The organism is uncultured Shimia sp., assembly GCF_947498095.1.
Lineage (GTDB): Bacteria > Pseudomonadota > Alphaproteobacteria > Rhodobacterales > Rhodobacteraceae > Shimia.
On the sequence record NZ_CANMJE010000007.1, the window covers coordinates 63,885 to 89,142 of the forward strand.

At 57.3% G+C, this 25,258-nt stretch carries 24 protein-coding genes and 2 tRNA genes; 14 read left to right on the forward strand and 12 right to left on the reverse strand.

Annotated features, from left to right (window positions below; all coding sequences use genetic code 11):
• Positions 1-61: 61 nt before the first annotated feature.
• Positions 62-904, reverse strand: a complete 843-nt coding sequence (locus Q0932_RS12985) for an isocitrate lyase/phosphoenolpyruvate mutase family protein (RefSeq protein ID WP_299353629.1) — start codon at positions 902-904, stop codon at positions 62-64.
• A gap of 274 nt (positions 905-1,178) precedes the next feature.
• Here Q0932_RS12985 and Q0932_RS12990 point away from each other — a divergent pair, with 274 nt between their 5' ends.
• The 5 genes from Q0932_RS12990 (at position 1,179) to Q0932_RS13010 (ending at position 4,847) form a co-directional block, all read left to right on the forward strand.
• The gene (locus Q0932_RS12990) at positions 1,179-2,849 is read left to right on the forward strand and encodes a cytochrome c oxidase subunit 1 (RefSeq protein ID WP_299353632.1); all 1,671 of its coding nucleotides are present in this window, start codon (positions 1,179-1,181) and stop codon (positions 2,847-2,849) included.
• A 149-nt stretch (positions 2,850-2,998) separates the two neighbouring features.
• Positions 2,999-3,484, forward strand: coding sequence for a DUF2244 domain-containing protein (locus Q0932_RS12995; RefSeq protein WP_299353634.1), 486 nt, complete (start codon positions 2,999-3,001; stop codon positions 3,482-3,484).
• 74 nt (positions 3,485-3,558) lie between these two features.
• A complete protein-coding gene (locus Q0932_RS13000) occupies positions 3,559-3,870 on the forward strand; it encodes an EthD family reductase (protein ID WP_299353637.1) in 312 nt (103 codons plus the stop codon).
• A 91-nt stretch (positions 3,871-3,961) separates the two neighbouring features.
• Positions 3,962-4,333: a hypothetical protein gene (locus tag Q0932_RS13005; protein WP_299353640.1), complete on the forward strand. Its 372-nt coding sequence runs from the start codon at positions 3,962-3,964 to the stop codon at positions 4,331-4,333.
• 88 nt (positions 4,334-4,421) lie between these two features.
• Positions 4,422-4,847 (forward strand): cytochrome c, encoded by a 426-nt coding sequence (locus Q0932_RS13010; protein ID WP_299353642.1) that lies wholly within the window; start codon positions 4,422-4,424, stop codon positions 4,845-4,847.
• A gap of 70 nt (positions 4,848-4,917) precedes the next feature.
• Here the strand turns inward: Q0932_RS13010 and Q0932_RS13015 are convergent, their stop codons facing one another.
• Positions 4,918-5,991 carry an Mrp/NBP35 family ATP-binding protein gene (locus Q0932_RS13015; protein ID WP_299353644.1) on the reverse strand — a complete coding sequence of 358 codons (1,074 nt, stop codon included), beginning with the start codon at positions 5,989-5,991 and terminating at the stop codon, positions 4,918-4,920.
• 249 nt (positions 5,992-6,240) lie between these two features.
• Between Q0932_RS13015 and Q0932_RS13020 the strand changes: the two genes are divergently transcribed.
• Positions 6,241-6,456, forward strand: coding sequence for a DUF1127 domain-containing protein (locus tag Q0932_RS13020; RefSeq protein WP_299353647.1), 216 nt, complete (start codon positions 6,241-6,243; stop codon positions 6,454-6,456).
• A gap of 518 nt (positions 6,457-6,974) precedes the next feature.
• Here Q0932_RS13020 and Q0932_RS13025 read toward each other — a convergent pair.
• A complete protein-coding gene (locus Q0932_RS13025; protein ID WP_299354099.1) occupies positions 6,975-9,392 on the reverse strand; it encodes a UvrD-helicase domain-containing protein in 2,418 nt (805 codons plus the stop codon).
• Between the two features lie 103 nt (positions 9,393-9,495).
• On the opposite strand from Q0932_RS13025, the gene Q0932_RS13030 reads away from it, so the two are divergent.
• Positions 9,496-10,632, forward strand: coding sequence for an alpha-hydroxy acid oxidase (locus Q0932_RS13030; protein ID WP_299353650.1), 1,137 nt, complete (start codon positions 9,496-9,498; stop codon positions 10,630-10,632).
• A 19-nt stretch (positions 10,633-10,651) separates the two neighbouring features.
• On the opposite strand, the gene Q0932_RS13035 is transcribed toward Q0932_RS13030, so the two are convergent.
• Entirely contained in the window at positions 10,652-11,110 is a 459-nt protein-coding gene (locus tag Q0932_RS13035; protein ID WP_299353653.1) for a rhodanese-like domain-containing protein, read from the reverse strand.
• A gap of 235 nt (positions 11,111-11,345) precedes the next feature.
• On the opposite strand from Q0932_RS13035, the gene Q0932_RS13040 reads away from it, so the two are divergent.
• Both Q0932_RS13040 and Q0932_RS13045 read left to right on the forward strand, forming a co-directional pair.
• Complete coding sequence (locus Q0932_RS13040) at positions 11,346-14,789, forward strand: pyruvate carboxylase (RefSeq protein ID WP_299353657.1); 3,444 nt, start codon at positions 11,346-11,348, stop codon at positions 14,787-14,789.
• A 241-nt stretch (positions 14,790-15,030) separates the two neighbouring features.
• Entirely contained in the window at positions 15,031-16,170 is a 1,140-nt protein-coding gene (locus Q0932_RS13045; RefSeq protein ID WP_299353660.1) for an FAD-dependent oxidoreductase, read from the forward strand.
• A 128-nt stretch (positions 16,171-16,298) separates the two neighbouring features.
• On the opposite strand, the gene Q0932_RS13050 is transcribed toward Q0932_RS13045, so the two are convergent.
• The 4 genes from Q0932_RS13050 to Q0932_RS13065 form a co-directional block, all read right to left on the reverse strand.
• A complete protein-coding gene (locus Q0932_RS13050; protein ID WP_299353663.1) occupies positions 16,299-17,135 on the reverse strand; it encodes a glycosyltransferase family A protein in 837 nt (278 codons plus the stop codon).
• Position 17,136: 1 nt separating this feature from the next.
• Positions 17,137-17,997: a hypothetical protein gene (locus Q0932_RS13055; RefSeq protein WP_299353666.1), complete on the reverse strand. Its 861-nt coding sequence runs from the start codon at positions 17,995-17,997 to the stop codon at positions 17,137-17,139.
• 67 nt (positions 17,998-18,064) lie between these two features.
• Complete coding sequence (locus tag Q0932_RS13060; protein WP_299353669.1) at positions 18,065-18,976, reverse strand: YHYH protein; 912 nt, start codon at positions 18,974-18,976, stop codon at positions 18,065-18,067.
• Between the two features lie 23 nt (positions 18,977-18,999).
• Complete coding sequence (locus Q0932_RS13065) at positions 19,000-19,371, reverse strand: hypothetical protein (protein WP_299353672.1); 372 nt, start codon at positions 19,369-19,371, stop codon at positions 19,000-19,002.
• Between the two features lie 129 nt (positions 19,372-19,500).
• Here Q0932_RS13065 and Q0932_RS13070 point away from each other — a divergent pair.
• The 3 genes from Q0932_RS13070 to Q0932_RS13080 all read left to right on the forward strand — a co-directional run bounded on the left by Q0932_RS13070 (position 19,501) and on the right by Q0932_RS13080 (position 20,002).
• Positions 19,501-19,575: transfer RNA gene (locus tag Q0932_RS13070), tRNA-Gly, on the forward strand.
• A 34-nt stretch (positions 19,576-19,609) separates the two neighbouring features.
• A tRNA-Gly gene (locus Q0932_RS13075) sits at positions 19,610-19,684 on the forward strand.
• Between the two features lie 99 nt (positions 19,685-19,783).
• On the forward strand, positions 19,784-20,002 hold the full coding sequence (locus tag Q0932_RS13080; RefSeq protein ID WP_299353674.1) for a hypothetical protein: 219 nt from the start codon (positions 19,784-19,786) through the stop codon (positions 20,000-20,002).
• Positions 20,003-20,007: 5 nt separating this feature from the next.
• Here the strand turns inward: Q0932_RS13080 and Q0932_RS13085 are convergent, their stop codons facing one another.
• The 3 genes from Q0932_RS13085 to Q0932_RS13095 form a co-directional block, all read right to left on the reverse strand.
• Positions 20,008-21,342, reverse strand: a complete 1,335-nt coding sequence (locus Q0932_RS13085; RefSeq protein ID WP_299353677.1) for an 8-oxoguanine deaminase — start codon at positions 21,340-21,342, stop codon at positions 20,008-20,010.
• Between the two features lie 117 nt (positions 21,343-21,459).
• On the reverse strand, positions 21,460-22,245 hold the full coding sequence (gene hisN, locus Q0932_RS13090; RefSeq protein WP_299354101.1) for a histidinol-phosphatase: 786 nt from the start codon (positions 22,243-22,245) through the stop codon (positions 21,460-21,462).
• 67 nt (positions 22,246-22,312) lie between these two features.
• Positions 22,313-22,681, reverse strand: a complete 369-nt coding sequence (locus Q0932_RS13095) for a helix-turn-helix transcriptional regulator (protein ID WP_299353680.1) — start codon at positions 22,679-22,681, stop codon at positions 22,313-22,315.
• Positions 22,682-22,981: 300 nt separating this feature from the next.
• Here Q0932_RS13095 and Q0932_RS13100 point away from each other — a divergent pair, with 300 nt between their 5' ends.
• A complete protein-coding gene (locus tag Q0932_RS13100) occupies positions 22,982-23,944 on the forward strand; it encodes an NADPH:quinone oxidoreductase family protein (RefSeq protein WP_299353683.1) in 963 nt (320 codons plus the stop codon).
• Here Q0932_RS13100 and Q0932_RS13105 read toward each other — a convergent pair.
• On the reverse strand, positions 23,941-24,843 hold the full coding sequence (locus tag Q0932_RS13105; RefSeq protein WP_299353686.1) for a LysR family transcriptional regulator: 903 nt from the start codon (positions 24,841-24,843) through the stop codon (positions 23,941-23,943). The genes Q0932_RS13100 and Q0932_RS13105 overlap by 4 nt on opposite strands.
• A gap of 127 nt (positions 24,844-24,970) precedes the next feature.
• Between Q0932_RS13105 and Q0932_RS13110 the strand changes: the two genes are divergently transcribed.
• Positions 24,971-25,180, forward strand: coding sequence for a DUF1127 domain-containing protein (locus tag Q0932_RS13110; protein WP_299353689.1), 210 nt, complete (start codon positions 24,971-24,973; stop codon positions 25,178-25,180).
• The last annotated feature ends 78 nt before the right edge of the window (positions 25,181-25,258 follow it).

Consider the following 25,258-nt stretch of genomic DNA (forward strand, 5'->3'; position numbering starts at 1 on the left):
CTGACCCATTCGGTTAGGATTGAAACCCCGCGTCCGACGGCGCGGGGTTTTCTTTTTGCCCTTAGCTTCTGTCGCCCTTGGTTCCCGGCGCCATGACAGCGGCGATCTCAGAGCCAGGCATCGCGCCATGGGCATAAGTAAAGGTGCCGGTCTCTATGACCTCACGGGCCGCCCTGTTCAAACCGCCCAAGGCTGCGCGGGCGAATGAGCCTCCGACACTGATGCGCTTGACACCAACCTCTGAGAGCTGCGCGACGCTAAAGAACGGTGGACGCAGCCCCATAACCACATTCAAGGGGCGGTCGACCTCGCGGCAGACCTCAGAAATGGCCTCGAGGCTGGGAAGACCCGGCGCATAGAGCACCTCTGCACCGGCCTCGGAAAACGCCTGAAGGCGTCGGATCGTGTCGCCTAGGTCATCACGTCCATGCAGGAAGTTCTCGGCTCGGGCGGTCAGAAGGAAGGGCAGACCCCGCGCCGCTTCGGCCGCCGCCCGTACACGGTCGACCGCAAGATCAAAGTCAAAGATTGGATTTGTGGCATCCCCGGTTGCGTCCTCGATCGATCCGCCAACCAAGCCCACGCCCGCTGACTGACGCACAGTTTCTGCACAGGCCTCGGGACGCTCCCCAAACCCGTCTTCCAAGTCCGCCGACACCGGCAGATCGACCGCGGTCACGATAGCGTGTGCATTCTCCAACACTTCCGTTCGGGACAACCCACCTTCGCCATCACGTTTACCAACAGAAAACGCATAGCCTGCGCTCGTCGTCGCCAAGGCATCGAATCCCGCCGCCGCCAACAGCTTTGCTGACCCCGCATCCCACGGGTTCGGCATGACAAAGGCGCCATCTCGGGCGTGCAGTGCCCGGAAGTTTTGGTACTTTTGGTCTTGGCTGGACATGGGACGGCTCCGATCATAGCGACTCGGGGCACCCTAACAGCGACAGAACATTCTGTGAACTTTGCGGAACGGCAAAGGTTTTTGAGGCAAATTCGGGATTTTCACCGCAAACACGTCCGAAATTGACCCAAATCAAGTTGGGTGCGACACTTTTTTTTGATCTGCGTCAAATACGGAGATTGCGACAGACCCCCGACACATCTAGAAAAGACGATGAACCAGGGCGCTTGGGAGAATCTCACGCGCCTTTTAATGCACCAACAGGAGGCAAGACATGGCAGACGCAGCCATTCACGGCCACGACCATGAAGACGAGCGCGGCTTTTTCACCCGCTGGTTCATGTCGACCAACCACAAGGACATCGGGATTCTCTATCTCGTCGTGTCGGCCCTCGTCGGCCTGATCGCGGTCCTTTTCACCGTTTACATGCGCCTCGAGCTGATGGAGCCCGGCGTGCAATACATGTGTCTCGAAGGCGCACGTATGTTTGCCTCGTCGGCAGAATGTACGCCAAACGGGCACCTTTGGAACGTTCTCATCACCTATCACGGCGTGCTGATGATGTTCTTTGTTGTGATTCCAGCGCTGTTTGGCGGTTTCGGCAACTATTTCATGCCACTTCAGATCGGCGCGCCGGACATGGCGTTCCCGCGGATGAACAACCTGTCGTTCTGGATGTACGTCGCGGGTGTCGCCCTTGGCGTTGCCTCGTTGTTCAGCCCAGGTGGCAATGACCAGCTTGGTTCGGGTGTTGGCTGGGTGCTTTATCCGCCGCTCTCGACCACTGAAGGCGGGTATTCGATGGATCTGGCGATCTTCGCAGTCCACGTGTCTGGTGCCTCGTCGATCCTTGGTGCGATCAACATGATCACCACCTTCCTGAACATGCGTGCCCCCGGCATGACCCTGTTCAAGGTGCCTTTGTTTGCATGGTCGATCTTTATCACAGCTTGGCTGATCCTTTTGGCTCTGCCGGTTCTGGCTGGTGCCATCACCATGCTGCTGACCGACCGTAACTTTGGTACGACCTTCTTTGACCCTGCTGGCGGCGGTGATCCGATCCTCTATCAGCACATTCTGTGGTTCTTTGGTCACCCCGAGGTTTACATCGTGGTTCTTCCGGGCTTTGGCCTTGTGAGTCACATCTTTGCGACTTTCTCGCGTAAGCCTGTTTTTGGGTATCTGCCCATGGTCTGGGCGCTGATTGCCATTGGTGCTCTGGGCTTTGTCGTGTGGGCGCACCACATGTACACAGTCGGCATGTCGCTGACCCAGCAGTCCTACTTTATGCTGGCCACAATGGTCATCGCGGTTCCAACCGGGGTTAAGATCTTTAGCTGGATCGCAACCATGTGGGGCGGCTCGCTTGAATTCAAAGCACCCATGCTGTTTTCCTTGGGCTTCCTGATCCTATTCACCATTGGTGGTGTAACCGGGATCGTACTGTCGCAAGCGGGTGTCGACCGTGCCTATCACGATACGTACTATGTGGTGGCACACTTCCACTACACCATGTCGATGGGGGCAGCCTTTACCATCTTTGCCGGTGTGTACTTCTACCTCGGCAAGATGTCGGGGCGTCAGTATCCGGAATTCGCGGCGAAGTTGCACTTTTGGATGTTCTTCATCGGCGTCAACGTGACCTTCTTCCCACAGCACTTCCTGGGTCGTCAGGGCATGCCGCGTCGCTACATCGACTATCCTGAGGCATTTGCCTATTTCAACAAAATCAGCACGTGGGGCGCATTCTTGTCATTTGCCTCTTTCGTCCTGTTCTTCGGCATTGTGATCTACACCGTGTTCCGTGGTGCCCGCATCACCGAGAACAACTATTGGAACGAGCATGCCGATACGCTGGAATGGACCCTGCCATGCCCACCGCCGGAGCATACCTTTGAAATCCTGCCTAAGCAGGAAGACTGGGACAAAGGCCCCGCGCACTAAGCGTGCTACAATAGACAAACAAAGGGCCCCGGAGATGATCCGGGGCCTTTTTCTTTGCCAATGCGTCTTTTGGCTCCAAATATCCCGGGGTGAAGGGCCCGCAGGGCCAAAAGGGCAGAGCACCCCCCGGAACACTGGAAACCACACAGATGCCTCACCGCTGGACCCCTGACGAGCGCACCATCCTGACGCTCTGGCCGCATCGCTCGCTGCCACGGCGCGGATTCGCAGCGATGATCCTGATGGCCTTTGGGCTGGGGTCTCTACCGCTCATGGGGCTTTTGGGGACCGTGGTCCTTTGGGGAATCCTTCCCTTTGTCCTCGTTATGGTTGGCGCGCTTTGGTGGGGGCTTGAGCGTTCTTACAAAGATGGCGACATTCTGGAGGAACTGCAGCTCTTGGGCGATCAGTTGACACTCACCCACCGCCCCGCGCGTGGTCAGACTCAAAGCTGGTCATGTAACGTCTATTGGGCGCGCGCCGAGATTCACGTCAACGGTGGACCGGTGCCGCATTATGTGACCCTGACGGGCAACGGTCGCACAGTTGAAATCGGACGGTTTCTGTCAGAGGACGAACGCAAGATCCTGTTTACGGAACTCAGCGACTTTCTGCGCAGCACCAACCGATCCTAGACCAAAAACACCGGGCTTTGAGATCACGAGACCATCCGCTAACCTGAAGTGCGAACAAAACAAAGGAACGCATCATGTCAGCCACATTGCAGGTCATTTACCCGGTCGCCGAGGGCACCACCTTTGATTTCGACTACTATGGCTCAACCCATATGGCGCTGGTTGGAGAGCATATGGGCGATCACATCGCCTCGACCGTTGTGACCAAAGGCCTGGCAGGCGGGCCAGACGTACCGCCGCCCTTTCACGTCATCGCAACAATCGTTTTCAAAGATCAGGCGGCTATGGGGGCAGCCATGAAAGCCTCAGGGCCTGTCATGGCTGACGTTCCCAATTTCACCAACATCCAGCCGACTGTTTTGATAGGTGAACTAATTGGCAGCTAGCCTCCCCGCTTTGATTTAGGCCGCAGCAATCCTCATGTTGATCTGCTTTACGCCTATTCTGCCCAAAAGAACTGTGTGATAGAGTTGCCTCATGCGAGCCGCATTGCACCTTGTTTTGACATGCCTGATTGTCCTGATGGCCTTGCTATCGGGATTGACCAGCAATGCCCTCGCCATGTCAGATATCTGCAAGACCAGCCATTGTGCCGAACACGTGTCACATGCTGTCAGCCCTGCCTCCGTCGGGGCGATGTCACATTCAGGCGGGAATGATGTGCCTGAACGGCAATCCTCAGCGACCGAGTCCTGCGATCTGATGCTGTGCTCACTTCTGGCCCTAGCGCCTGAGGATAGTCTCCGCCTGCAGCCCGGCTACACAGCGATGAATTGCGGTATCGAACCACCGCTTTCGCCGCGCGCCCGGCCAGACACCCCCGAGCGTCCTCCTAACAAACAGACGTGACCCGCTCCCTCTTCGCATCTGCGCAGAGAGAACACGCGTGCTGTTCACCCAATACAGCCGCAACACTGTTTGACTGTTAGGAAACAAAATGAACCGAAAACTAATTCTGCTCGGCGCTTGCGCCGCAATTGCGGCCTATGTCGTGTTGCAAATCGCCCCAACGGGCGGCACACCGGCTGCTCAGGCACCCGAGAACAAAGCCATCGTGTCAATTCAGATGCCAGACATCCAAGGCAATGCCGTTATTGGAGAGAAAGTGTTCCAGAATGCCTGTATCTCCTGCCACGGGCCAAACGGCACGGGAGTGGACGGGGCCGGCCCCCCTTTGATCCACAAGATTTATGAACCGGGTCATCACGCTGACGAAGCCTTTCAGCGTGCGGTTGCCAACGGTGTTCGAAGCCACCATTGGTCATTTGGAGACATGCCCCCGATCGAAGGGCTAACCCGAGGTGACGTAAAGATGGTGCTTGCCTACATTCGCACGATCCAGCGCGCCAATGGGATCAATTGACACCCGTCATGCGCATTACACAATGTACACCGGTGGCCCCAAACGGGGCCACTGGACCCTTGCGTCGCGACTAGGCAATCCCGCCCTTGATCATGCCTTCAGCTATCCGCGCATAGGCATCTGCCATAGTGCCCTCTTTGGCGGCAATCGGTGTGCCTCCGTCTCCGGCGAGCCGGGTATCGAGATCAATCGGCAACGCCCCTAACAATGGCGCGCCCAACTTTTCAGCCTCGCTGGCCACGCCACCATGGCCAAACAGATGCGCCTCGTGGCCACAATTTGGGCAGACATAGGTGGACATGTTTTCGATCAACCCAAGTACTGGCGTGTTCAGTGTCTGGAACATGTCGATCGCCTTGCGCGCGTCCAAGAGCGCCACGTCCTGCGGGGTCGAAACGACGATAGCGCCGGTGATTTCGGTCTTTTGACACAGCGTCAGTTGCACGTCGCCAGTGCCCGGAGGCATGTCGACCAGCAAGACATCCAACTCACCCCACTGCACCTGCCCCAGCATCTGCTGCAAAGCGCCCATCAACATCGGCCCGCGCCAGACGACAGCCTTGTCTTCTTCCAACATGAAACCAATCGACATCAATGTGACCCCGTGATTTTCCAACGGGATAATCGTCTTGCCATCCGGCGATGCGGGGCGTTTGTTGATTCCCATCATACGAGGTTGGGACGGGCCATAGATATCTGCATCCAACAGGCCGACCCGACGACCCTGCCGGGCCAAGGCCACCGCAAGATTGGAAGACACGGTGGATTTTCCCACCCCACCTTTGCCCGACGCAATCGCAATGATGCTTTTGACACCCGCCACTTTCATCGGACCTTGTTGCGGCTTGGGATGACCGCCCACTTTCAGGCTTGGTGGTGCCTTGGCTGCAGGCGCAGGTCCATGCGCCGTCAGGGCCACCGAGACCCGCTCGACACCCGAGATTTGTCCTACGGCATGTTCCGCAGCCTTGCGCAAAGGTTCCATCCTCTGGGCCACCTCGGCACTTGGGGCTTCAATCACAAATCGAACCTGCCCGCCGTCAATGTTGAGTGCCCGCACCATATCCCGGGATACAAGGTCCCCGCCATCCGGCAACTCTAATCGCGCCAAGACTTCGTGAATCTGCGCTTCGGTGATTGGCATGGGGCGCCCTCCTTGGTGTCGGCCATGAGCATTATCTAGTGCGCGCAAGCCAAAGGCACAATCCACTGAACGCACGTCTTTTCAGTCAGTTGCTGAAAAATAGGGCGCGCAAGCTTGACGTTACGTCGCCTATTCGCCTGCTGCATAGCAGCATTGCGGAGCGATCTATTGTGCACCTGCAGCATAACCCTATATCCATGACACAACACAGACGCACACGGTGCGGCAGACGGTTTATTGAGGTTCAAGATGGCACAGGCCAACACATACACACATGCAAGCGACACAGCTGGCGAAGGTTTTGCGGGCTTTGTTTCCGCCCTGACCGAGCGCTTTCGCAAGGCACGCCTGTACTACCGGACTTACAACGAACTTGCCGAGCTTCCTGATGCAATGTTGGCCGACATGGGCCTGCACCGCTCGATGCTCCGCCGCGTGGCCTATCAGGCGGTGTACGAAGACTAATTCAGTTTCAGAAAGCCCTCCTCCCTCGGTTTTCTGTTCATAGCGACGGTAACGCCCTCCCCCCTAGTTATCGTCGCGAGTTTCCGGGTTGAAATACCCAAAGAGATCAAGGCACCGCTCTCCTCCCTAGGTGTCTTGTGAAAAAGCGGCAGCTCCGTCCTCCTCCCTAGGGGCTGCCGCATTTGAATTCTGATCGAGGCGCCTCTCCTCCTCCCTGATGCGTCTTGTAAACAGCAGCAACTCCGTCCTCCTCCCTAGGGGTTGCTGCTCAAAATTCGGACAGCTGAAAAGCCGTCCAACAGACAGCAAGGCGCCTCCTCCTCCCTGTGCGTCTTGCCGACAAGAACGGCGGCGCCTCTCCTCCCTGAGCGCCGCCGTTTTCTGTTTCTCGTCCCTAAACATGAGCGTTTTGCACCGACGCAGGACGCGCGGTGTTGCGGTTTGCACATAGTGAAGAATTTACAGACTCGTCACTCGACGATGCTGCATCGCAGAATCAGATGAGACTGGAGGCGAGTCTAAAAAGGAACGTCGTCCGGCAAGGTCACAAAGCTGGCGACAACGTTTTTGATGCCCGCCTTGTCAAAGGCCACCGACAGTTTGTCGCCCTCGATCGCTTCAACAACCCCGTATCCGAATTTCTGGTGGAACACGCGGTCCCCGACGGTGAAACTCGACACGGCGTCCAGATCAATGACGCTGGTGCGGCTTTCCTTGGGCTGCGACAACCCATGTTGTCCAGCGCGGGATTGCATGCGTTTCCAACCGGGCGAATTATAGGTGTTGGCCTTGGCCACACGCTCATCAATCCCGCCCTGCCCGACACTGGCCGCAGCCCCGAAACCACCGCCATAGAGACCGGGCGGTGTGAGCACGTCGACGTGTTCTTCGGGCAATTCGTCAATGAAGCGCGACGGCATTTGTGACTGCCATTGGCCATATACCCGGCGATTGCCCGCGAAAGAAATGGTGCAGAGTTCTTCGGCACGGGTGATGCCAACATAGGCCAGCCGACGTTCTTCTTCGAGGCCCTTGAGGCCGCTTTCGTCCATCGAGCGTTGCGATGGGAACAGCCCATCCTCCCAACCTGGCAAGAACACCGCGGGAAACTCCAGACCTTTAGCTCCGTGCAAGGTCATGATGGTGACCTTTTGCTCGCCTTCTTCGGATTCGTTGTCCATGATCAGGCTGACGTGCTCAAGGAACCCTTGCAGGTTCTCGAAACTTTCCAGCGCCTTGACCAGTTCCTTGAGGTTCTCCAACCGCCCCGGAGCCTCGGGCGTCTTGTCGTTCTGCCACATGCTTGTGTAGCCGGATTCGTCGAGGACGATCTCGGCCAATTCGATATGGCTGAGATCAGGCGTGCCTTGCATCAGTTGGGGCGCGTCGTCTTCTATCACATCGGCGTTTGCGCCGACCTCGACCATTGGAACGGTGAGTTTGGTACGCCAACGGGCGATGTTGTCGACTAACAGCTGTAACTCTTTCGCGCCTTTGCCACCGATGCCTTTGTCCTCAAGCAGAATGCGCGCGCCTTCGACCAGCGACACGCCATTTTCGCGCGCGCAGGTCTGGATTTTCTGCTGCGCGACATTGCCAAGTCCGCGTTTCGGCGTGTTGACGATGCGCTCAAAAGCCAGGTCATCATCCGGGCTGACCACGACGCGGAAATAAGCCATCGCATCGCGTATCTCGAGCCGTTCATAGAAACGTGGGCCACCGATCACGCGGTAAGGCAGACCAATCGTCAGGAAGCGATCCTCAAAGGCGCGCATTTGGTGGGAGGCGCGCACGAGGATGGCCATGTCATCAAGCGACATTGGAGCATTGCCCCGGGTGCCCTTTTGCATCGCTTCGATCTCTTCACCGATCCAGCGGGCCTCTTCTTCGCCGTCCCAATGGCCGATCAGGCGGACTTTTTCACCGTCCTGGGCTTCGGTCCACAACTCCTTGCCCAAACGGTCCTCATTGCCACGAATGACGTTCGAGGCGGCGGCAAGGATGTGGGGGGTTGAGCGATAGTTCTGTTCCAGCCGGACAACAAAAGCGCCGGGGAAGTCCTTTTCAAACTTCAAAATGTTGCCGACCTCGGCGCCGCGCCAGCCATAGATCGACTGATCATCATCCCCAACGCAGCAGATGTTCTTGTGCCCCTGCGCCAAGAGCCGCAGCCAGAGATACTGGGCGACGTTGGTATCCTGATACTCGTCGACAAGGATGTACCGGAACCAGCGCTGGTACTGGGCAAGGATGTCGGAGTTGTTCTGGAAAATCGTGACGACGTGCAGCAAAAGATCGCCAAAATCGACGGCGTTTAACTCAATCAAGCGTTTCTGATACTGCTCGTAAAGCTCACCGCCGCGATGGTTGAAGGCCGCAGCATCAGCGGAAGGCAATTTGTCCGGGGTCAAGGCCTTGTTCTTCCAACTGTCAATCAGGCTGGCCAACAGACGCGCGGGCCAGCGTTTGTCGTCGATATTGTTGGCTTGAATGAGTTGTTTCAGCAGGCGAATCTGATCGTCCGTGTCCAGAATGGTGAAATTCGACTTGAGATCGACCAATTCAGCGTGACGACGCAGCAGTTTCACACAGATCGCGTGGAACGTTCCAAGCCACGGCACGCCTTCGATGGACCCGCCCAGCATATTGCCAACGCGGTTTTTCATCTCGCGCGCGGCCTTGTTGGTAAAGGTTACTGCGAGAATTTCGTTGGGGCGGGCGCGCTGCGTGTTCAACAGATGTACGATCCGCGCGGTCAGCGCCTTGGTCTTGCCGGTTCCCGCGCCGGCAAGCATCAGAACGGGACCATCCAGCCGCTCTACCGCTTCACGTTGGGCCGGGTTCAACTCGTCCAGATAGGGCGCGGGTCGCGCTGCCACAGCGCGGGCAGAAAGGGAGGCCCCTTCAAAGGCGTCGAATTCGTCAAAATTGCTCATGGGGCGCAATGTAGCGCGCCCAAATTCGGAAAGGAAGTTCTCTTTATGTTCTTTGCGCTTTGTTTTGCTGGACATCCCGCGGGTTCCGGCAAAAAACTAGGGCATGGATTTACACAGCCAATACCCGGCACTTGCAGACTTGCGCGCCAAGGCCCGGCGGCGCCTGCCGCACTTCGTGTGGGAGTTTCTGGACAGTGGCACCGGTGATGAACGCACGCTGGCGCGCAATCGAGCTGCGTTGAACAAGGTGTTATTTCGCCCGTCGATCCTGCACGGGGAGATGACACCAGATCTGACAACCCGGTTTCTAGGTCGCGACTATGCCCTGCCCTTAGGAATTGCGCCGGTGGGTATGTCGGGTTTGATCTGGCCGGACGCTGAACGCCTTTTGGCGCAAGCAGCAGGCCGGTTGCGGCTGCCTTACACCTTGTCGACCGTGGCCAGCCAAACGCCTGAACACCTTGCGCCGCATATAGATGGCAACGCTTGGTTCCAACTCTATCCCCCGAGAGACGAGGGTATTCGCAGCGACATCCTGAAACGGGTCAAAGCCGCCGGGTTTTCAACGCTTGTTCTGACAGTAGATATCCCAGTGGCCAGCCGTCGTGAGCGGCAGGTGCGATCCGGGTTGACCACACCGCCAAGGTTGACCCCTCGCCTGCTGGCACAGGTCGCGGCGCGACCGCGATGGGCGATGGGTATGGCCCGAAAAGGCATGCCAAGAATGCGGCTGATCGATGATTATTCGGAGAAACTCACCGGGCTGACGTCAAATGCCCACGCGGGATATCTGCTGAGGGCGTCGCCCGACTGGGATTATCTGGCCTGGCTGAGGGATCATTGGCAGGGGTCACTCATTGTAAAAGGTGTGATGCGGGCCGAGGATTCGCCAAGACTTGAGGCTTCCGGGGTGGATGCGCTCTGGGTGTCGAACCATGCTGGGCGCCAGTTTGATGCCTCGCCGGCGCCGATCGAGGTGTTGCCGGATATCCGGGCCGCGACAAGCTTGCCGCTGATCATGGACAGCGGTGTTGAGACCGGGTTGGACATCCTGCGTGCATTGGCGCTAGGAGCCAACTTTGTGATGATGGGGCGCGGGTTTCATTATGCGCTTGCCGCCCTTGGTGCGGACGGGCCGGACCACCTCGTCGATCTTCTCGTCAAAGACCTGGAGGCCAATATGGGGCAGATCGGGGCGCAGGGCTTTGACGCCCTGCCCGCGGCTTTGGTCGGCAAGTAAGTCGGACAACCTGTCCGACTTATGGGGTTTTCGTCAGGTCCTTGGGCATCGCATCAAACGCGTCTTGCGCCGATACGGTTGGCAGGCCTGAGGGAATCCAGCCGTTGCCGCGCGGACCACCTGCCATACCTGCGGAAACGTCCAAAACGCCTTCGATCTTGTTCTCGGCCAGAACGCTCATGAGGTAGTTGGTACGATTGCCGGTCCGACAAATGATCGCGACCTGATGATTGGGATTGCGCTCCAAAACGGCCATCAGGCGCGGTCCAAATTGTTTGTCAGTCATATCCAGCAACCAGGCGCCCTTGGCCACGCCGGTTTCCTGCCATTCTTCCGGACGACGCACGTCGATCAGGATCAGCGACCCTTCATCTATCCCGGAAAGCGCCTGTTCCGGTGTCAGGGTGGCATCGGCATAGGCCGGAAGAGCCACTGCAAATGCCGTGGACGAAAGCATGAAAGTGCGGCGAGTCAGCATGAGACATATTCCAAATGAGAAATGTTACCTCTGTTTGCCACGGACGGATTCGGCATGCAACGGGTCGCTCTACACGATGTCGTGCGGGCGATTTTTGCGTATTGGTCCGAAAACGGAACAGAATCCTACAGAAATGTAACAGAATCCGTATTCCTTGGTATTGCGCTGCGCTGCGGCATGCCCTTAGGGTTCGCGCACCGAAAACCGGACAGACACCAACAGGGGGAGCCTGCCCATGCCTGAGTTCAAAAAGATTTTGATTGCCAACCGTGGTGAGATTGCGATCCGCGTGATGCGCGCCGCCAACGAGATGGGCAAGCGCACCGTCGCAGTGTTTGCGGAAGAGGACAAACTGGGGCTGCACCGCTTCAAGGCGGACGAGGCCTATCGCATTGGTGAAGGTATGGGGCCTGTTGCGGCCTATCTGAGCATTGACGAGATCATTCGCGTGGCCAAGGAAAGCGGCGCGGATGCGATCCACCCGGGCTATGGCCTCTTGTCCGAAAACCCGGATTTTGTCGATGCCTGCGCGGCCAACGGTATCACCTTTATTGGCCCCAAGGCTGCCACGATGCGTGCGTTGGGCGACAAGGCCTCGGCCCGCAAAGTTGCGATCGAAGCGGGCGTGCCAGTCATCCCGGCCACGGACGTTCTGGGCGACGACATGGACGCCATCCGCAAGGAAGCGGCCGAGGTTGGCTATCCCCTGATGCTTAAAGCCTCTTGGGGCGGCGGCGGACGCGGTATGCGCCCGATCAATAGCGAGGATGAGGTCGAGGAAAAGGTGCTGGAAGGCCGCCGCGAGGCCGAAGCCGCCTTTGGCAACGGCGAAGGCTATCTGGAAAAGATGATCACCCGCGCGCGCCATGTTGAGGTGCAGATCCTCGGCGACCAGCAGGGCAACATCTATCACCTCTACGAACGCGACTGCTCGGTCCAGCGTCGCAACCAAAAAGTCGTGGAACGCGCCCCTGCCCCCTATCTCTCGGAAGCACAGCGCGAAGAAATCTGCGAATTGGGCCGCAAGATTTGCGCCCATGTGAACTATGAATGTGCGGGCACGGTCGAATTCCTGATGGATATGGAAACCGGCCAGTTTTATTTCATCGAGGTGAACCCGCGGGTGCAGGTGGAGCACACCGTCACCGAGGAAGTCACCGGCATCGACATCGTTCAGGCGCAAATCCTGATTGCCGAAGGCAAATCGATTGCCGAAGCGACCGGCAAAGCCAGCCAGTATGACATTCGTCTGAATGGCCACGCGCTGCAGACCCGGATCACCACTGAAGATCCCCAGAACAACTTTATCCCGGATTATGGCCGCATAACGGCCTACCGCTCGGCCACCGGCATGGGCATTCGTCTGGATGGCGGCACGGCCTATGCGGGCGGGGTGATCACCCGATACTACGATAGCTTGCTGACCAAGGTCACGGCCTGGGCCCAGACCCCGGAAAAGGCGATTGCGCGGATGGACCGTGCTTTGCGCGAATTCCGCATCCGAGGTGTATCGACCAACATCGCCTTTGTTGAGAACTTGCTGAAGCACGAGGTCTTCCTGCGCAATCAGTACACGACCAAGTTCATCGACGAGACACCAGATCTGTTCCAGTTCTCCAAGCGGCGCGACCGGGGCACAAAGGTGCTGACTTACATCGCGGACATCTCGGTGAACGGTCATCCTGAGACAACAGATCGCCCCGAGCCTGCTGCTGACATGAAGGCCCCCAAGGCCCCAGCCAACCGAGCCGAGACACCGGCCTATGGCTCTCGCAATCTCTTGGAAGACAAGGGGGCCAAGGCCGTTGCTGACTGGATGAAGGCTCAGCCACAGCTTTTGCTGACCGACACCACCATGCGCGACGGGCACCAGTCTCTGCTGGCCACGCGCATGCGCTCTATCGACATGATCAAGGTGGCGCCAACCTATGCCGCCAACCTGCCGCAGTTGTTCAGCGTGGAATGCTGGGGGGGTGCGACGTTCGACGTGGCCTATCGCTTCTTGCAGGAATGTCCATGGCAGCGACTACGTGATTTGCAGGCCGCTATGCCGAACCTGCTGACGCAGATGCTGCTGCGGGCCTCGAACGGCGTAGGCTACACCAACTATCCCGACAATGTGGTGCAGGAGTTTGTGCGTCAGGCGGCAGAGACCGGCGTGGACGTGTTCCGCGTGTTTGACTCGCTCAACTGGGTTGAAAACATGCGCGTCGCGATGGATGCCGTGGTCGAAAGCGGCAAGATCTGCGAAGGCACGATCTGTTATACCGGCGATTTGCTGGACCCTGACCGGGCCAAGTACGACCTGAAGTATTACGTCGGCATGGCCAAGGAGCTTGAAGCCGCGGGCGCACATGTGTTGGGTCTGAAAGACATGGCAGGCCTGTTGAAACCGGCCTCGGCGCGCATTCTGATAAAGGCGCTGAAAGACGAGGTTGATCTGCCGATCCACTTCCACACCCATGACACCAGCGGCATTGCCGGGGCTACCATCCTTGCGGCTGCCGATGCGGGTGTCGACGCCGTGGACGCGGCGATGGATGCCTTCTCAGGCGGCACGTCACAAGCCTGTCTTGGCTCGGTGGTTGAGGCCCTGCGTCACACTGATCGTGACACCGGGTTGGACATCGAGGCGGTGCGGGAAGTCAGCGATTACTGGGAAGGCGTGCGCGCACAATATGTTGCGTTCGAAAGCGGTCTCGCCGCGCCGGCCTCCGAGGTTTATCTGCACGAGATGCCCGGTGGCCAGTTCACCAACCTCAAGGCGCAGGCCCGTAGCCTTGGGCTGGAAGAGAAGTGGCCCGAGGTGGCGCGCACCTACGCCGATGTGAACCAGATGTTCGGCGATATCGTCAAAGTGACGCCTTCGTCCAAAGTCGTCGGTGACATGGCGCTGATGATGGTGAGCCAGGGTCTGACCCGCGAACAAGTTGAGGACAAGGATACCGATGTCGCCTTTCCAGATTCGGTTGCGGACATGATGCGCGGCAATCTTGGCCAGCCTCCGGGTGGCTTTCCCAAGGGCATCGTGAACAAGGTTCTGAAAGGCGAAAAACCCAACACCGAGCGCCCGGGCAAACACTTGAAACCAGTAGACCTTGAAGCGACACGGGCGGAATTGTCGGCCGAGCTTGATGGGTTCAAGGTCGATGACGAAGACCTGAACGGTTATCTGATGTATCCCAAGGTGTTCTTGGATTACATGGGTCGGCATCGCTTGTACGGTCCGGTGCGGTCACTGCCAACACGCACCTTCTTTTACGGCATGGAGCCGGGTGAAGAGATCGCGGCCGAGATTGACCCCGGCAAGACACTGGAAATCCGCCTGCAGGCCATTGGTGAGACCGATGAGAACGGCGAAGTGAAGGTGTTCTTTGAACTGAACGGCCAGCCGCGCGTGATCCGCGTGCCGAACCGTCTGGTGAAATCTTCGACGGCTGCGCGGCCCAAGGCCGAAGTTGGCAACGCCAATCACATCGGAGCCCCGATGCCGGGTGTAGTAGCCAGCGTCGCCGTCACCGCTGGCCAGAAGGTCAAAGAGGGTGATCTTTTGCTGACCATTGAGGCCATGAAAATGGAAACCGGCATCCACGCCGAGCGAGATGCAACTGTCAAAGTGGTCCACGCTCACCCCGGCGGCCAGATCGACGCCAAGGACCTGCTGGTCGAACTGGAGTAAACAATCAAAAGCCCCGCCAATCCGGCGGGGCTTTTTGCTATAGCCGTATGCTCATAGCCCGGTGAGGCAGTGCCGAATAAGGCTACGCGGTGGATGTGCGCTGAAAGCCCATTCTGTCAATCGCCGCACTATTAAATGCGCGCTGGCATTGCGTTTCAGATCAAACATTGCAGTGTTGCCGATTGGCGATAGTGTAAACCGTCGATCAAACGAAACCCAGTTCTAGGCAACAAGGCTAAACATGACACGCAGAGAATTTCTGGCGATGGCCACCTTGCTTGGCCTTGGTACGCTTGCGGCGCCCAGAGCCATTCTCGCGAAAGAGCCGCGCAGCGTTATTGTTGTAGGAGCGGGGGCCGCTGGACTGGCAGCGGGCTATCGCTTGCGCCAGCGCGGCATAGATTTTCAAATACTGGAGGCCTCAAACACCTTCGGCGGGCGCATGAAGCGGAATTTAGGCTTTGCTGACTTTCCTTTGCCGATGGGTGCCGAATGGCTTCACGCCTCTGTGCGAACGTTTGACAAAATCGTTGCCAATCGCGCGGTGAAGGTTGCGGTGCCAACAGTAGGGTACAAGCGTGGCGACAGTTATGCGTTTTGGGATGGAAAGGTACTAAAGCGTTCAGCGCTTGTCGGAGTAACCGATCGGAAATTTGTCAATTCAACCTGGTTCGACTTTTTCGAACGATACATCTTTCCGTCGGTTGCTGATCGAATTCGATTTCAAAGTTCGGTGACAGCAATCGACACATCAGGTCCACACGTCATTGTAGAAACCCGATCGGGTAAGAAGTTCACCACAGACGAAGTTGTTGTCACAGTTCCTCTAAAGATGCTGCAGAAGCGGCAAATATCCTTTACGCCCCCCCTCCCAAACCGCAAAACCGACGCAATTGATAAGGCAACGTTTTGGGATGGCTTCAAGGCCTTTCTGGAATTCGATGACTCCTTCTACCCTGCGTACACAGATATCAAAGTGTCACCCGAAAACGCTGGGCAACACAGTTTTTATGATGCGGCCCATGGGCAGAATACACAGCGTCACATCTTAGGAGTGTTTTCCGTAGGCCGCGCAGCAAAGCAGTATTTAGGGCTGTCCAAGTCTTCAGCTACACGCAAGATTCTCGGGCAACTCGATGAAGTATTTGATGGCGCGGCCACACCTCGCTTTCGTAAAATCGTTACACAAGACTGGACAAACGAGCCCTTCATAGGCGGTGCCTATGTACAGGATCACGAAAACTGGCAGCGCATCCGCCAATTGGGTAGTTCAGTCGGGCAGCGCCTGCATTTTACCGGGGAAGCTTACACAGACGGGGAAGACTGGGGAGCGGTACATGCCGCCGCCTTGGCAGCTAAGAAAGTGGTGGATCGGATGTAACCGAACAATCTCCTGTGAACGCCGATCGACCTTATGGAGAGACGCGCCTACTGCGCAAAAACAGACATTGTTAGAACATCGTTGAATGCGGCTCTATCCGACATTGCGGAAACTGCACCTAGGTCCAATCACAACCAAATCCCGTATCGATCCTGCAAGTACTTGACTGCGCGGGCGTTGGCAGCGTCACGGCCTTGTCCGCCGCCCTCCATGTCTGTCAGCGCTGCCTCTTTGAAATGCGCGTGGCTCGTGACTTCGCGGCGGCGAGGGATCATCCAAACAGGATGGCCGTTCTTCATCGCGATACCCGAGAGCCAGATATCATCGACCGACCAGGCCTCTTCTGGGATGTCAAAGACGTCGGCGTCAAAGAATTCGGGGCGCACCAACACGCCACCAAAGCCCATGAAGTTATCCATGTACCCCGCGAACAGGCACCTGCGACGTCCGACAAATCGATGGGGCCAGCCGAGAAAGGCTCGACCAAATGCCTCGACCATCACACGCAGGTTTTGCTCCATGTCGAACGACCGCCAAAGCCGCCAAGCACGTGGACGCAGTGCAGTTTTGCGGTGTTTCAGCGGCGGGGATTCGACCACCCCGGCACAGAGCGTGATGCAGGCATCCGGCTTGCGGGCGCGCTGTTTGAAAAACGCGGCCGCCCAATCATTCGGATAGTCCATATCGTCATCACAAAACAGAATTTCCTGTTTTTTATCAAATAATTGCAGGGCGGGCAACAATTTGGTTGCGGGGCCAAAATCCTGTTCCGCCTGAATGATTTCCACACCCTTTGGCACAGCGGGCAACGCGCCATCCCAGTCGGGAAACCTGCGGTAGGTTTTCGGCAGAAACACGATAATGCGCTCTGCTGGAACCGTTTGGTGCAACAGGGTGTCCAAAGTCTTTGCAAGACGGTCAAACCGAGGCGGAATGGACGAAAGGGTGATGACATAGCCCGCCATATCAGCCCCATATCCCAAAAGTTTTCTGAAAATAACGCGCCGTGTCGATGTTGGACTGACTCCGATGAACGCCGGCAAACACAGACCGATGCAAGGCCGTTTCATTGTCATGGTTCTCGGTGGAGAGCGGCATCAAGGGCCGCTCAAACAATCCCCCGACCACCCAAGGCGGATGCCCCATGCGCGTGGCCTGACCAGAGAGCCAGACGTCATCAACAGGGCGCGCAAAATCGGGGATATCAAACACTTCTTCGGAAAAGAAACCGGGCCGCACGAGAACGCCCATCCAACCTTCGAACCCATCCGCATAGCCAGCCCGCAACACTTTACGGCGCAGCGGTTCGGGATAGGTTTTTCCAGTGACCTTGCCCAACAGGTACAATCCAAACAGGTGCAATAGAAACCGGATATTGGTCTTTTTCCAGAGATGTTTCATGCGCGGGCGATGCGAAAAAACACGCCTTTGGTTTGGGTCAAGCGGTGGGTAATCTTGCATGCCGCTGGCCGCGATACAGGCGTCTGGATGATCGGCACGCCCCTTGAGCAAGTCTTCCGCAAGATAGGGTTGATAAATCTGATCGTCATCGCAGAACAAAATGTCGATGTCCTGACCGGCAAATTCCCGAAGCGCGGGCAACAACTTAGTGGCTGGCCCATAGTCTTCATCCACGATACGGATCTCAACGCCTTTTGGGACCTCTGGCAATTGCCCGTCCCAATCGGGAAACCGTGCATAGTTTTGGCTGAGATACAAAATCACACGCTCAGGCGGCACGGATTGCGCCAGTAGACTGTCGAGCGATCGCGCCAGCTCAGGAAACCGGGGCGGGATTGAGGACAGGCTGACGATGTAGTTCTGCAAACCCTGCCTCCCACGGTACTGAATGCGCCTTGGTTCCTAGCATGCCGTTGGCGCGCATAAAACCCTGTCAGCGCCGGGCGGGCCGGTTCACAAAACTCTTGTCTGCAACACCCTTCAAGCATCGCGGGATCACCGGGAAAGCTTCGGTCAGGAAATAGGCATAAGTGCCGTTTGGATAGTCTTCGGTGACGACCTGCGCTCCGTTGCATTCGTCCAGATTCCCCGCACCTTTGACGTACTGCCAATCCTGCACAAAAGCGCCGTCATGGTGGCCGCCAGGTTGCCTTCCACCGGGACGGGTTCCAGATTTCAGGCGATATGAGCTGGTCATTTTGACCACTTTGCCGCCTTTCGTGGCCGTCAGTGCATAGATCGGGAAACCATCTGCTGCATAGCCAATCAAGGGCGAGGCCTTGTGTCGTGACCATCCCAGTTGCTGCATCAGGCCAATGGGCATTCCATGGTAGTGATAGGTGCCATCCGGCTGAACATGCGCATAGTTCGAGTCGAGCCCCAGAGGCACAGCGCCGCCCAAAGCCTCGTATTGCCACCCGGATCGGGGATTACCCTGCCAGAACTCTGCCGCGCCGGGATCAAACGGAATGCCATTCACGGCCACCCCAAACAACTCCGCCAGTTTCAGATCTTTGGCCCGTCCGACCCGAGGCGTGGTGGTGAGTTGGTAAGTTTTGTTGCATCGACTGATGCTGTGCGGGTTACCGCGATTGGGAAACCGCCCAACGGTGTGGTCAGGGATTGTGTTGGTCGTAATCTTGCGCCGTCCGCCCGAAATGGTCTCCTGGACCTGATGCCCCTTAATCGTTTGGGTTGCACGGTTCAGTTTCAGGTCCTGAGCCGTCGTGGCGGTGTGCTCTCGCATTGGCGGACGACCCGCCTGTTGAGCATGGCTTTCAGCCGCCAGTCCCAATGCGATACCCGCCGCCAGTGTGACAATCTTAAGGTTATCGATCCAATTCATCGGCTTTCCCTCGAACAAATGCGTTACGGCATAACCGTGACGGGACCATGTCCAAGTTCACCAAAGTCCAGATCAGCCGTGAAAATGCCCGGCACAGTTTCTTTGAATTCCAGAGACACCCGCAGGCTGCCTTCGGAAAAAGGCGCGATGATGAATGGATCGCTTAGTCGAACAGGATTGGCGCCTTCAACTGAAATGCCAAAGAGCGTGATGGGTGTGCTGGCCGTGTTCAGAACCCGGAACAGCACTTCGACCGATTGCCCTTTGACGCGCACAACGTCTGCTTCGGCGGAAATCTTAAGCGCACCATGTCCACTATGGGCGACGGCGACCGCCGGAAATGTCAAAAGCCCAAAGAGAACGGCGCGGCGGGTGATCTGAAGTGAACCTGTCATAGTCATACATTCCTATACGCAGTCATCGGGAATTCCCGTCGCGACAAATTTGGGATTTTTTTGCCACGCAGTCCATTTTCCTCTTGCGGCTTTGCAAGACTCTTTATATCTCACGCCTCACTCAATGACGCGGGCGTAGCTCAGGGGTAGAGCATAACCTTGCCAAGGTTAGGGTCGGGCGTTCGAATCGCCTCGCCCGCTCCATTGAGAAGACCAAATAGGTCGACTGCCTTAAGGTGCGGGCGTAGCTCAGGGGTAGAGCATAACCTTGCCAAGGTTAGGGTCGGGCGTTCGAATCGCCTCGCCCGCTCCAAAAGGCCAGACGGAAAAGGCGCAACTTCGGTTGCGCCTTTCGTTTTTTGGGTCTCGTCAAATTCATTGAGAATTACGCGGGATCGGACGATGATGGGGCATGTATCCTTTTGACATGCCACCATCTGATGAGGACACCACTGACAAGGTCCCGTGGCGAATTGGCGTGGGGTGCTTTCTGGCAATCTGCTTGGTAGATCTTTTCCTGTCAGATCACCTGCCCTACTGGCCGGAACACCCCCTTGTCGTGGGGGCATTCGTCTCAGTGATTTTGGGCGTGTTGGTGCACGGCTGGCGAAATGGACCCGACGATCCCTGAACACCTTAGCTGGCCAGTTTGGTCGCCAGCGCGTTTTGCCGCTCGATCACGCGCGGCAGATCAATGGTCGTGACATGGCCATCCCGCACGGTCTGGCGCCCTTCGACAAACAGATCACGCACCTGTACCGGGCCCGCCAGCAACAGGGCCGCCGGATCCCAGCTGCCAGCGCTCTCAAGACCACTGACATCCCAGAGCGCGAGGTCGGCACGCTTGCCAACGGCGATCTGACCGCAATCATCGCGCCCCAACACTTCGGCACCGCCTCGGGTGGCAATCTCAAGGGCTTCTCGGGCGCTCATGGCGTCGGCACCGCGACTAACCCGTTGCAACAGCATCGACTGGCGTGCTTCAAGGATCAGATTGCCCGCATCATTGCTGGCCGATCCATCAACGCCAAGTCCCACTTTGACACCCGCATCCCGCATGTCGCGCACCGGGGCGATGCCGCTTCCCAATCGACAATTCGAACATGGGCAATGGGCCACACCGGTACGCGAGCGAGCGAACAGGTCAATTTCTTTCCCGTCCAGCTTTACGCAATGGGCGTGCCACACATCATCTCCGGTCCAGCCAAGGTCTTCGGCGTATTGCCCCGGACGACAGCCAAATTTCTCAAGGCTATAGGCGATGTCTTCGTCGTTCTCCGCCAAATGGGTGTGCAGCATCACGCCCTTGTCGCGCGCCAAAATCGCAGCATCACGCATCAAGTCGCGGCTTACTGAAAATGGTGAACACGGCGCGATACCAACACGACACATGGACCCCTCTGACGCATCATGGAAGCGATCGACCAGCCGAATTGCGTCGTTCAGAATGTCTTCCTCACGTTCGACAAGCATGTCAGGTGGCAGACCGCCGTCGCTTTCGCCGATGCTCATGGCACCACGGGTGGGATGAAATCGCATTCCGATTTCTGACGCCGCTTCAATCGTATCGTCCAGCCGAGAGCCATTTGGGAACAAATACAGGTGGTCAGACGTCAGGGTACATCCAGACATCATCAGCTCGGCCAACCCGACCTGCGCCGAGGTGAACATCTCGTCAGGCCCAAATCGGCTCCAGATGGGATAGAGCGTTTGCAGCCATCCGAACAACAAGGCGTCCTGTCCACCGGGAACGGCGCGTGTCAAAGTCTGATAAAGGTGGTGGTGCGTGTTCACGAGGCCCGGCGTCACAACACAGGTGTCAGCATTGACCGTTTCCCCTGTGGTGGAGAGGTCATTGCCAATTTCGGCAATCACCCCGTCCCGCAGACGGATGTCAGCTTGGGCAAGCTCACGGCGGTCGTCGTCCATCGTCAGCACATGCGACGCATTTTTGATCAGGATTTCTGGCATGGATTTGTCCTTTCACACTTCCTGTCGCCCGGTTCGGTTTTGAAGTGTGAAGCGCGCCGACAGAAAACGGGCAAAGGACTCGGCGCGTAAAGACAATACCGAACTTGATCTCTTAGCTCAATACTGTCGAAGAATATCCAGTGCCGCCGCATGGATGTCAGCATTGGCTGCGGCCAAAACACGCCCACCTTTATGAGCTGGGCCACCTTGCCAGTCGGTCACGATGCCGCCCGCGGCCTGAACAACGGCCATTGGCCCTTGGATGTCATAGGCGTTGAGTCCCGCTTCGACCACAAGCTCGGTCTGCCCCGCCGCGACAAGCGCATAAGCATAACAATCCATGCCGTATCGTGTCAGTTGCGTCTGGCTGGCCACGGCTTCGAAACCAGCCTTGTCCTCAGGCGTTCCGACCTCGGGGAAGGTGGTAAAAATCGTTGCCTCGTGCAGGCTTGATACCGTCGATGTCCGCAGTTCTTGAGTGCCGTGAGGACCGTCGATCCGCGCAATACCAAACCCGCCGATAAAACGTTCCTGGATATAGGGTTGATCGACAATGCCCATGAGAGGACCATTGGCATCAGACAGGGCGATCAAAACGCCCCACGTCGGGGTGCCACTGATAAACCCCCGCGTTCCGTCGATGGGGTCAAGCACCCACGTCAGACCGCTGTCACCTTCGGACTGGCCATATTCTTCGCCGTGGATACCGTCTTGGGGGCGGTGCATTGCCAAGACGTCACGCATAGCCCGTTCGGCCGCTCGATCTGCTTCTGTGACTGGATCAAACCCGTCTTGCAATTTGTTGGTGGTCGCCAGCCCGGGCTGGCGGAAATAAGGCAAAATCGTTGCCCGCGCAGCGTCAGCCATTTGCTGGGCCACATCGAGAATCTGAGTTTGTTCGATTTTGTCCACGCCGAGGATCCTTACCGCTGCACTACACATATTCGGCTAGCGCAGCGGGTTGGGAAACTCAAGCTACGTCAGATAAGACCCGGGCCAATTCGAAAAGGCGGCGACGCTGATTTTCCGGAATCGAGTAATAAGAGCGCACAAGATCCAGCGCTTCTTTATCCCCCATCAGGTCAGCAGGCACTTTGCCTGATGGCGCGGCGGCTTCTTCGGCATCAATGCCCTCAAAGAAGAAACTGACCGGAACTTCTAACGCGTCCGAGATATCCCAAAGCCGGGATGCACTCACGCGGTTCGCGCCGGTTTCATATTTCTGGATTTGCTGGAATTTGATTCCAACATGCTCTGCCAGTTGCTGCTGGGTCATGCCCGTCAGCCAACGACGCTGTCGGATGCGTTTCCCTACATGCACGTCCACTGGATGCGTCATTATGCGTCTCCTCAAAATCTGCCTTATCGGCTGCTGTTCAACTTGCGCGGATCAGAAACGGCCGAGCTGTTCGCCATCCCTGTTTCGCTGCGCATCCCTCACAGCGTATATGCTACATTAGCATCATTCATTATTCGATCAAGGATTTTGACACAAGCCCGCGTATATTTGACCGTCTTTGAATTCAATCATGAGGCGAGCAAAAGACGCAACGGAATCCGCGCAACATGCGCAATTCACATTCCTTTTTGACTTGGCTTGCTATGCATATACACAGGATCGGAAATTCAGGAGACCTCCATGCGCGCCTATCAAATATCCTCTCACGAAACCCCTGCAGAGGTCACAGACCTGCCAATCCCGACACCGAAACGCGGTGAGATTCGAATCTCAACCAAGGCATGTGGCCTGAACTTTGCCGACCTACTCATGCAAAAGGGGACCTATCAAGAAACACCTCCTTTGCCATTTGTCGGCGGAATGGAAGTGGCGGGCGTCGTCGAAGAGCTGGGCCCGGATACGGATGGCCCGGCGGTTGGCACCCGTGTTGCGGTTTTTGGGGGTCAGGGTGGTCTTGCAGAATTTGGTTGTTTTGACGCCCGTCGTGCGGTTCCCATTCCGGACACAATGTCGTTTGAGGACGCCGCAGCGTTTCTGATCGCATACGGAACCAGCCACGTGGCACTGGACTATCGCGCGAAACTGCAACCGGGTGAGACGCTTTTGGTGCTGGGGGCTGCGGGTGGTGTCGGCCTGACAGCCGTCGAAATCGGCAAGCTGATGGGCGCCACCGTCATTGCCTGCGCACGAGGTGCAGAAAAACTCGCTATTGCTCAAAAGGCGGGGGCCGATCATCTAATCGACGCCTCATCAGACGACATTCGCGCCACCGTGAAGTCTCTGGGTGGGGCTGATGTGGTCTATGACCCAGTTGGAGGCGATCAGTTCAAAGCTGCCTTCCGCGCCTGCAACCCCGAAGCGCGTCTTCTGCCTATTGGTTTTGCCAGCGGTGACATCCCGCAAATCCCGGCCAATCACCTGTTGGTCAAAAACTTGACTGTCATGGGTCTCTATTGGGGTGGATACCTCGCGTTTAAACCCGAGGTCATCACGGACAGTCTGGCGACGTTGTTCAAATGGCACGCCGAGGGACGCATCTCGCCACATATCAGCCATGTCCTGCCACTCGAGCAGGCCGGCGAGGCGATGGAACTCCTCCGCAGCCGGAAATCCACGGGCAAGGTTGTTGTGACGATGGGCTAGCGCCCCAATGAGACAAGGCGGCGCGCGGGTTGGCCCGTGCGTCCCTGCTGCATCGGCTCGAACCCTTTGCGCAGCAATCCGGCCAAATACTCGACCACCTCACCCTTGCCCTCTTTGGCGCCGTACATGTTGATGTGCTGCACTCCAAGGTCAGGAAGCGTTCCACCGTGATCGACCACTTCCAGATGTGGCGGCTCGGTGCCCTCGATCATGGTCATGACGCCAAGGTCGGCACTGACCGTTGCTTCGACGGTGCGTTCCGAGCCGGTTTCAACCGCCATCTCCCATTCGATCCCGGCCTCGTCCAATGCCCGGATCGCGCCGCTGCGGAACAGGCAGTCTTTGCCAGAGGCAAAGCAAAACGGCCGACGCCGCCATGTCGCGCCCCCAGGCGCCCCGATCCAGGCCAGGGGTAGTGTCACCAATTCTTCGGCGCCTGCCCCCATTTCTGTCTCGGTCGTGAGGATCAGGTCGCACTCCCCCTTTTCGAACTGACTGCGCAGAGCACGCGTGTATGACGAGATCAGGTGCACTTTGACACGCGGGTAAGCGGCCGCAAATTGCTGCATCGCCCGGGGGATCACCGGGTAGACAATGTCGTGCGGCACGCCGAGCGTAACGGCACCTTCGAATTCTTCGTGGGTAAGACGCCGGATGACTTCATCGTTGAGAGACACCATGCGTCGCGCATAGCCCAGCAATTGCTCGCCCGCCGGGGTCAGGGAAATCCCGCGCCCAGAGCGGTCTAAAAGATCAACCCCAATCAACTCTTCCAACCGTTTCAACTGCATCGAGACCGCCGACTGGGTCAGATGAAGAAAGCCTGCCGCCTTGGTGACGCCACCCAGATCAGCAACAGCCACAAAGCTGCGTAGGGTCGTTACATCCAGATTTCGCATTTACATCACCATCCTTGATACGTTCATTCACAAACATTCGCTTCCCTTATTACACACCCTCCCCATATACATCAAACAAATTGATGGAACGACAATCAACCATCGCAAACCAAGAAAGGACAAGACAATGGCTCTTATCGCAACCCTCGGCCGCCACGTTGGCCTCTCTTCCCGCAAAACACCCTCGATCGGCCAAATGGCCGCCCTGCGCCGTCAACGCAAGGCTTTGGTCCGTCTTGATGACGCAGCATTGCGTGATATGGGCCTGACCCGCTCGGACGTGGAACAGGAAGCCAAGCGCGCAATGTGGGACGTTCCAGCCAATTGGCGCTGCTAAAACGCGAAACTCTGTGTTTTCGTACCGGAAATCCTTGAAAAAGATGTTTCCGTAACCGATATTTCCTTTTGACGGCTG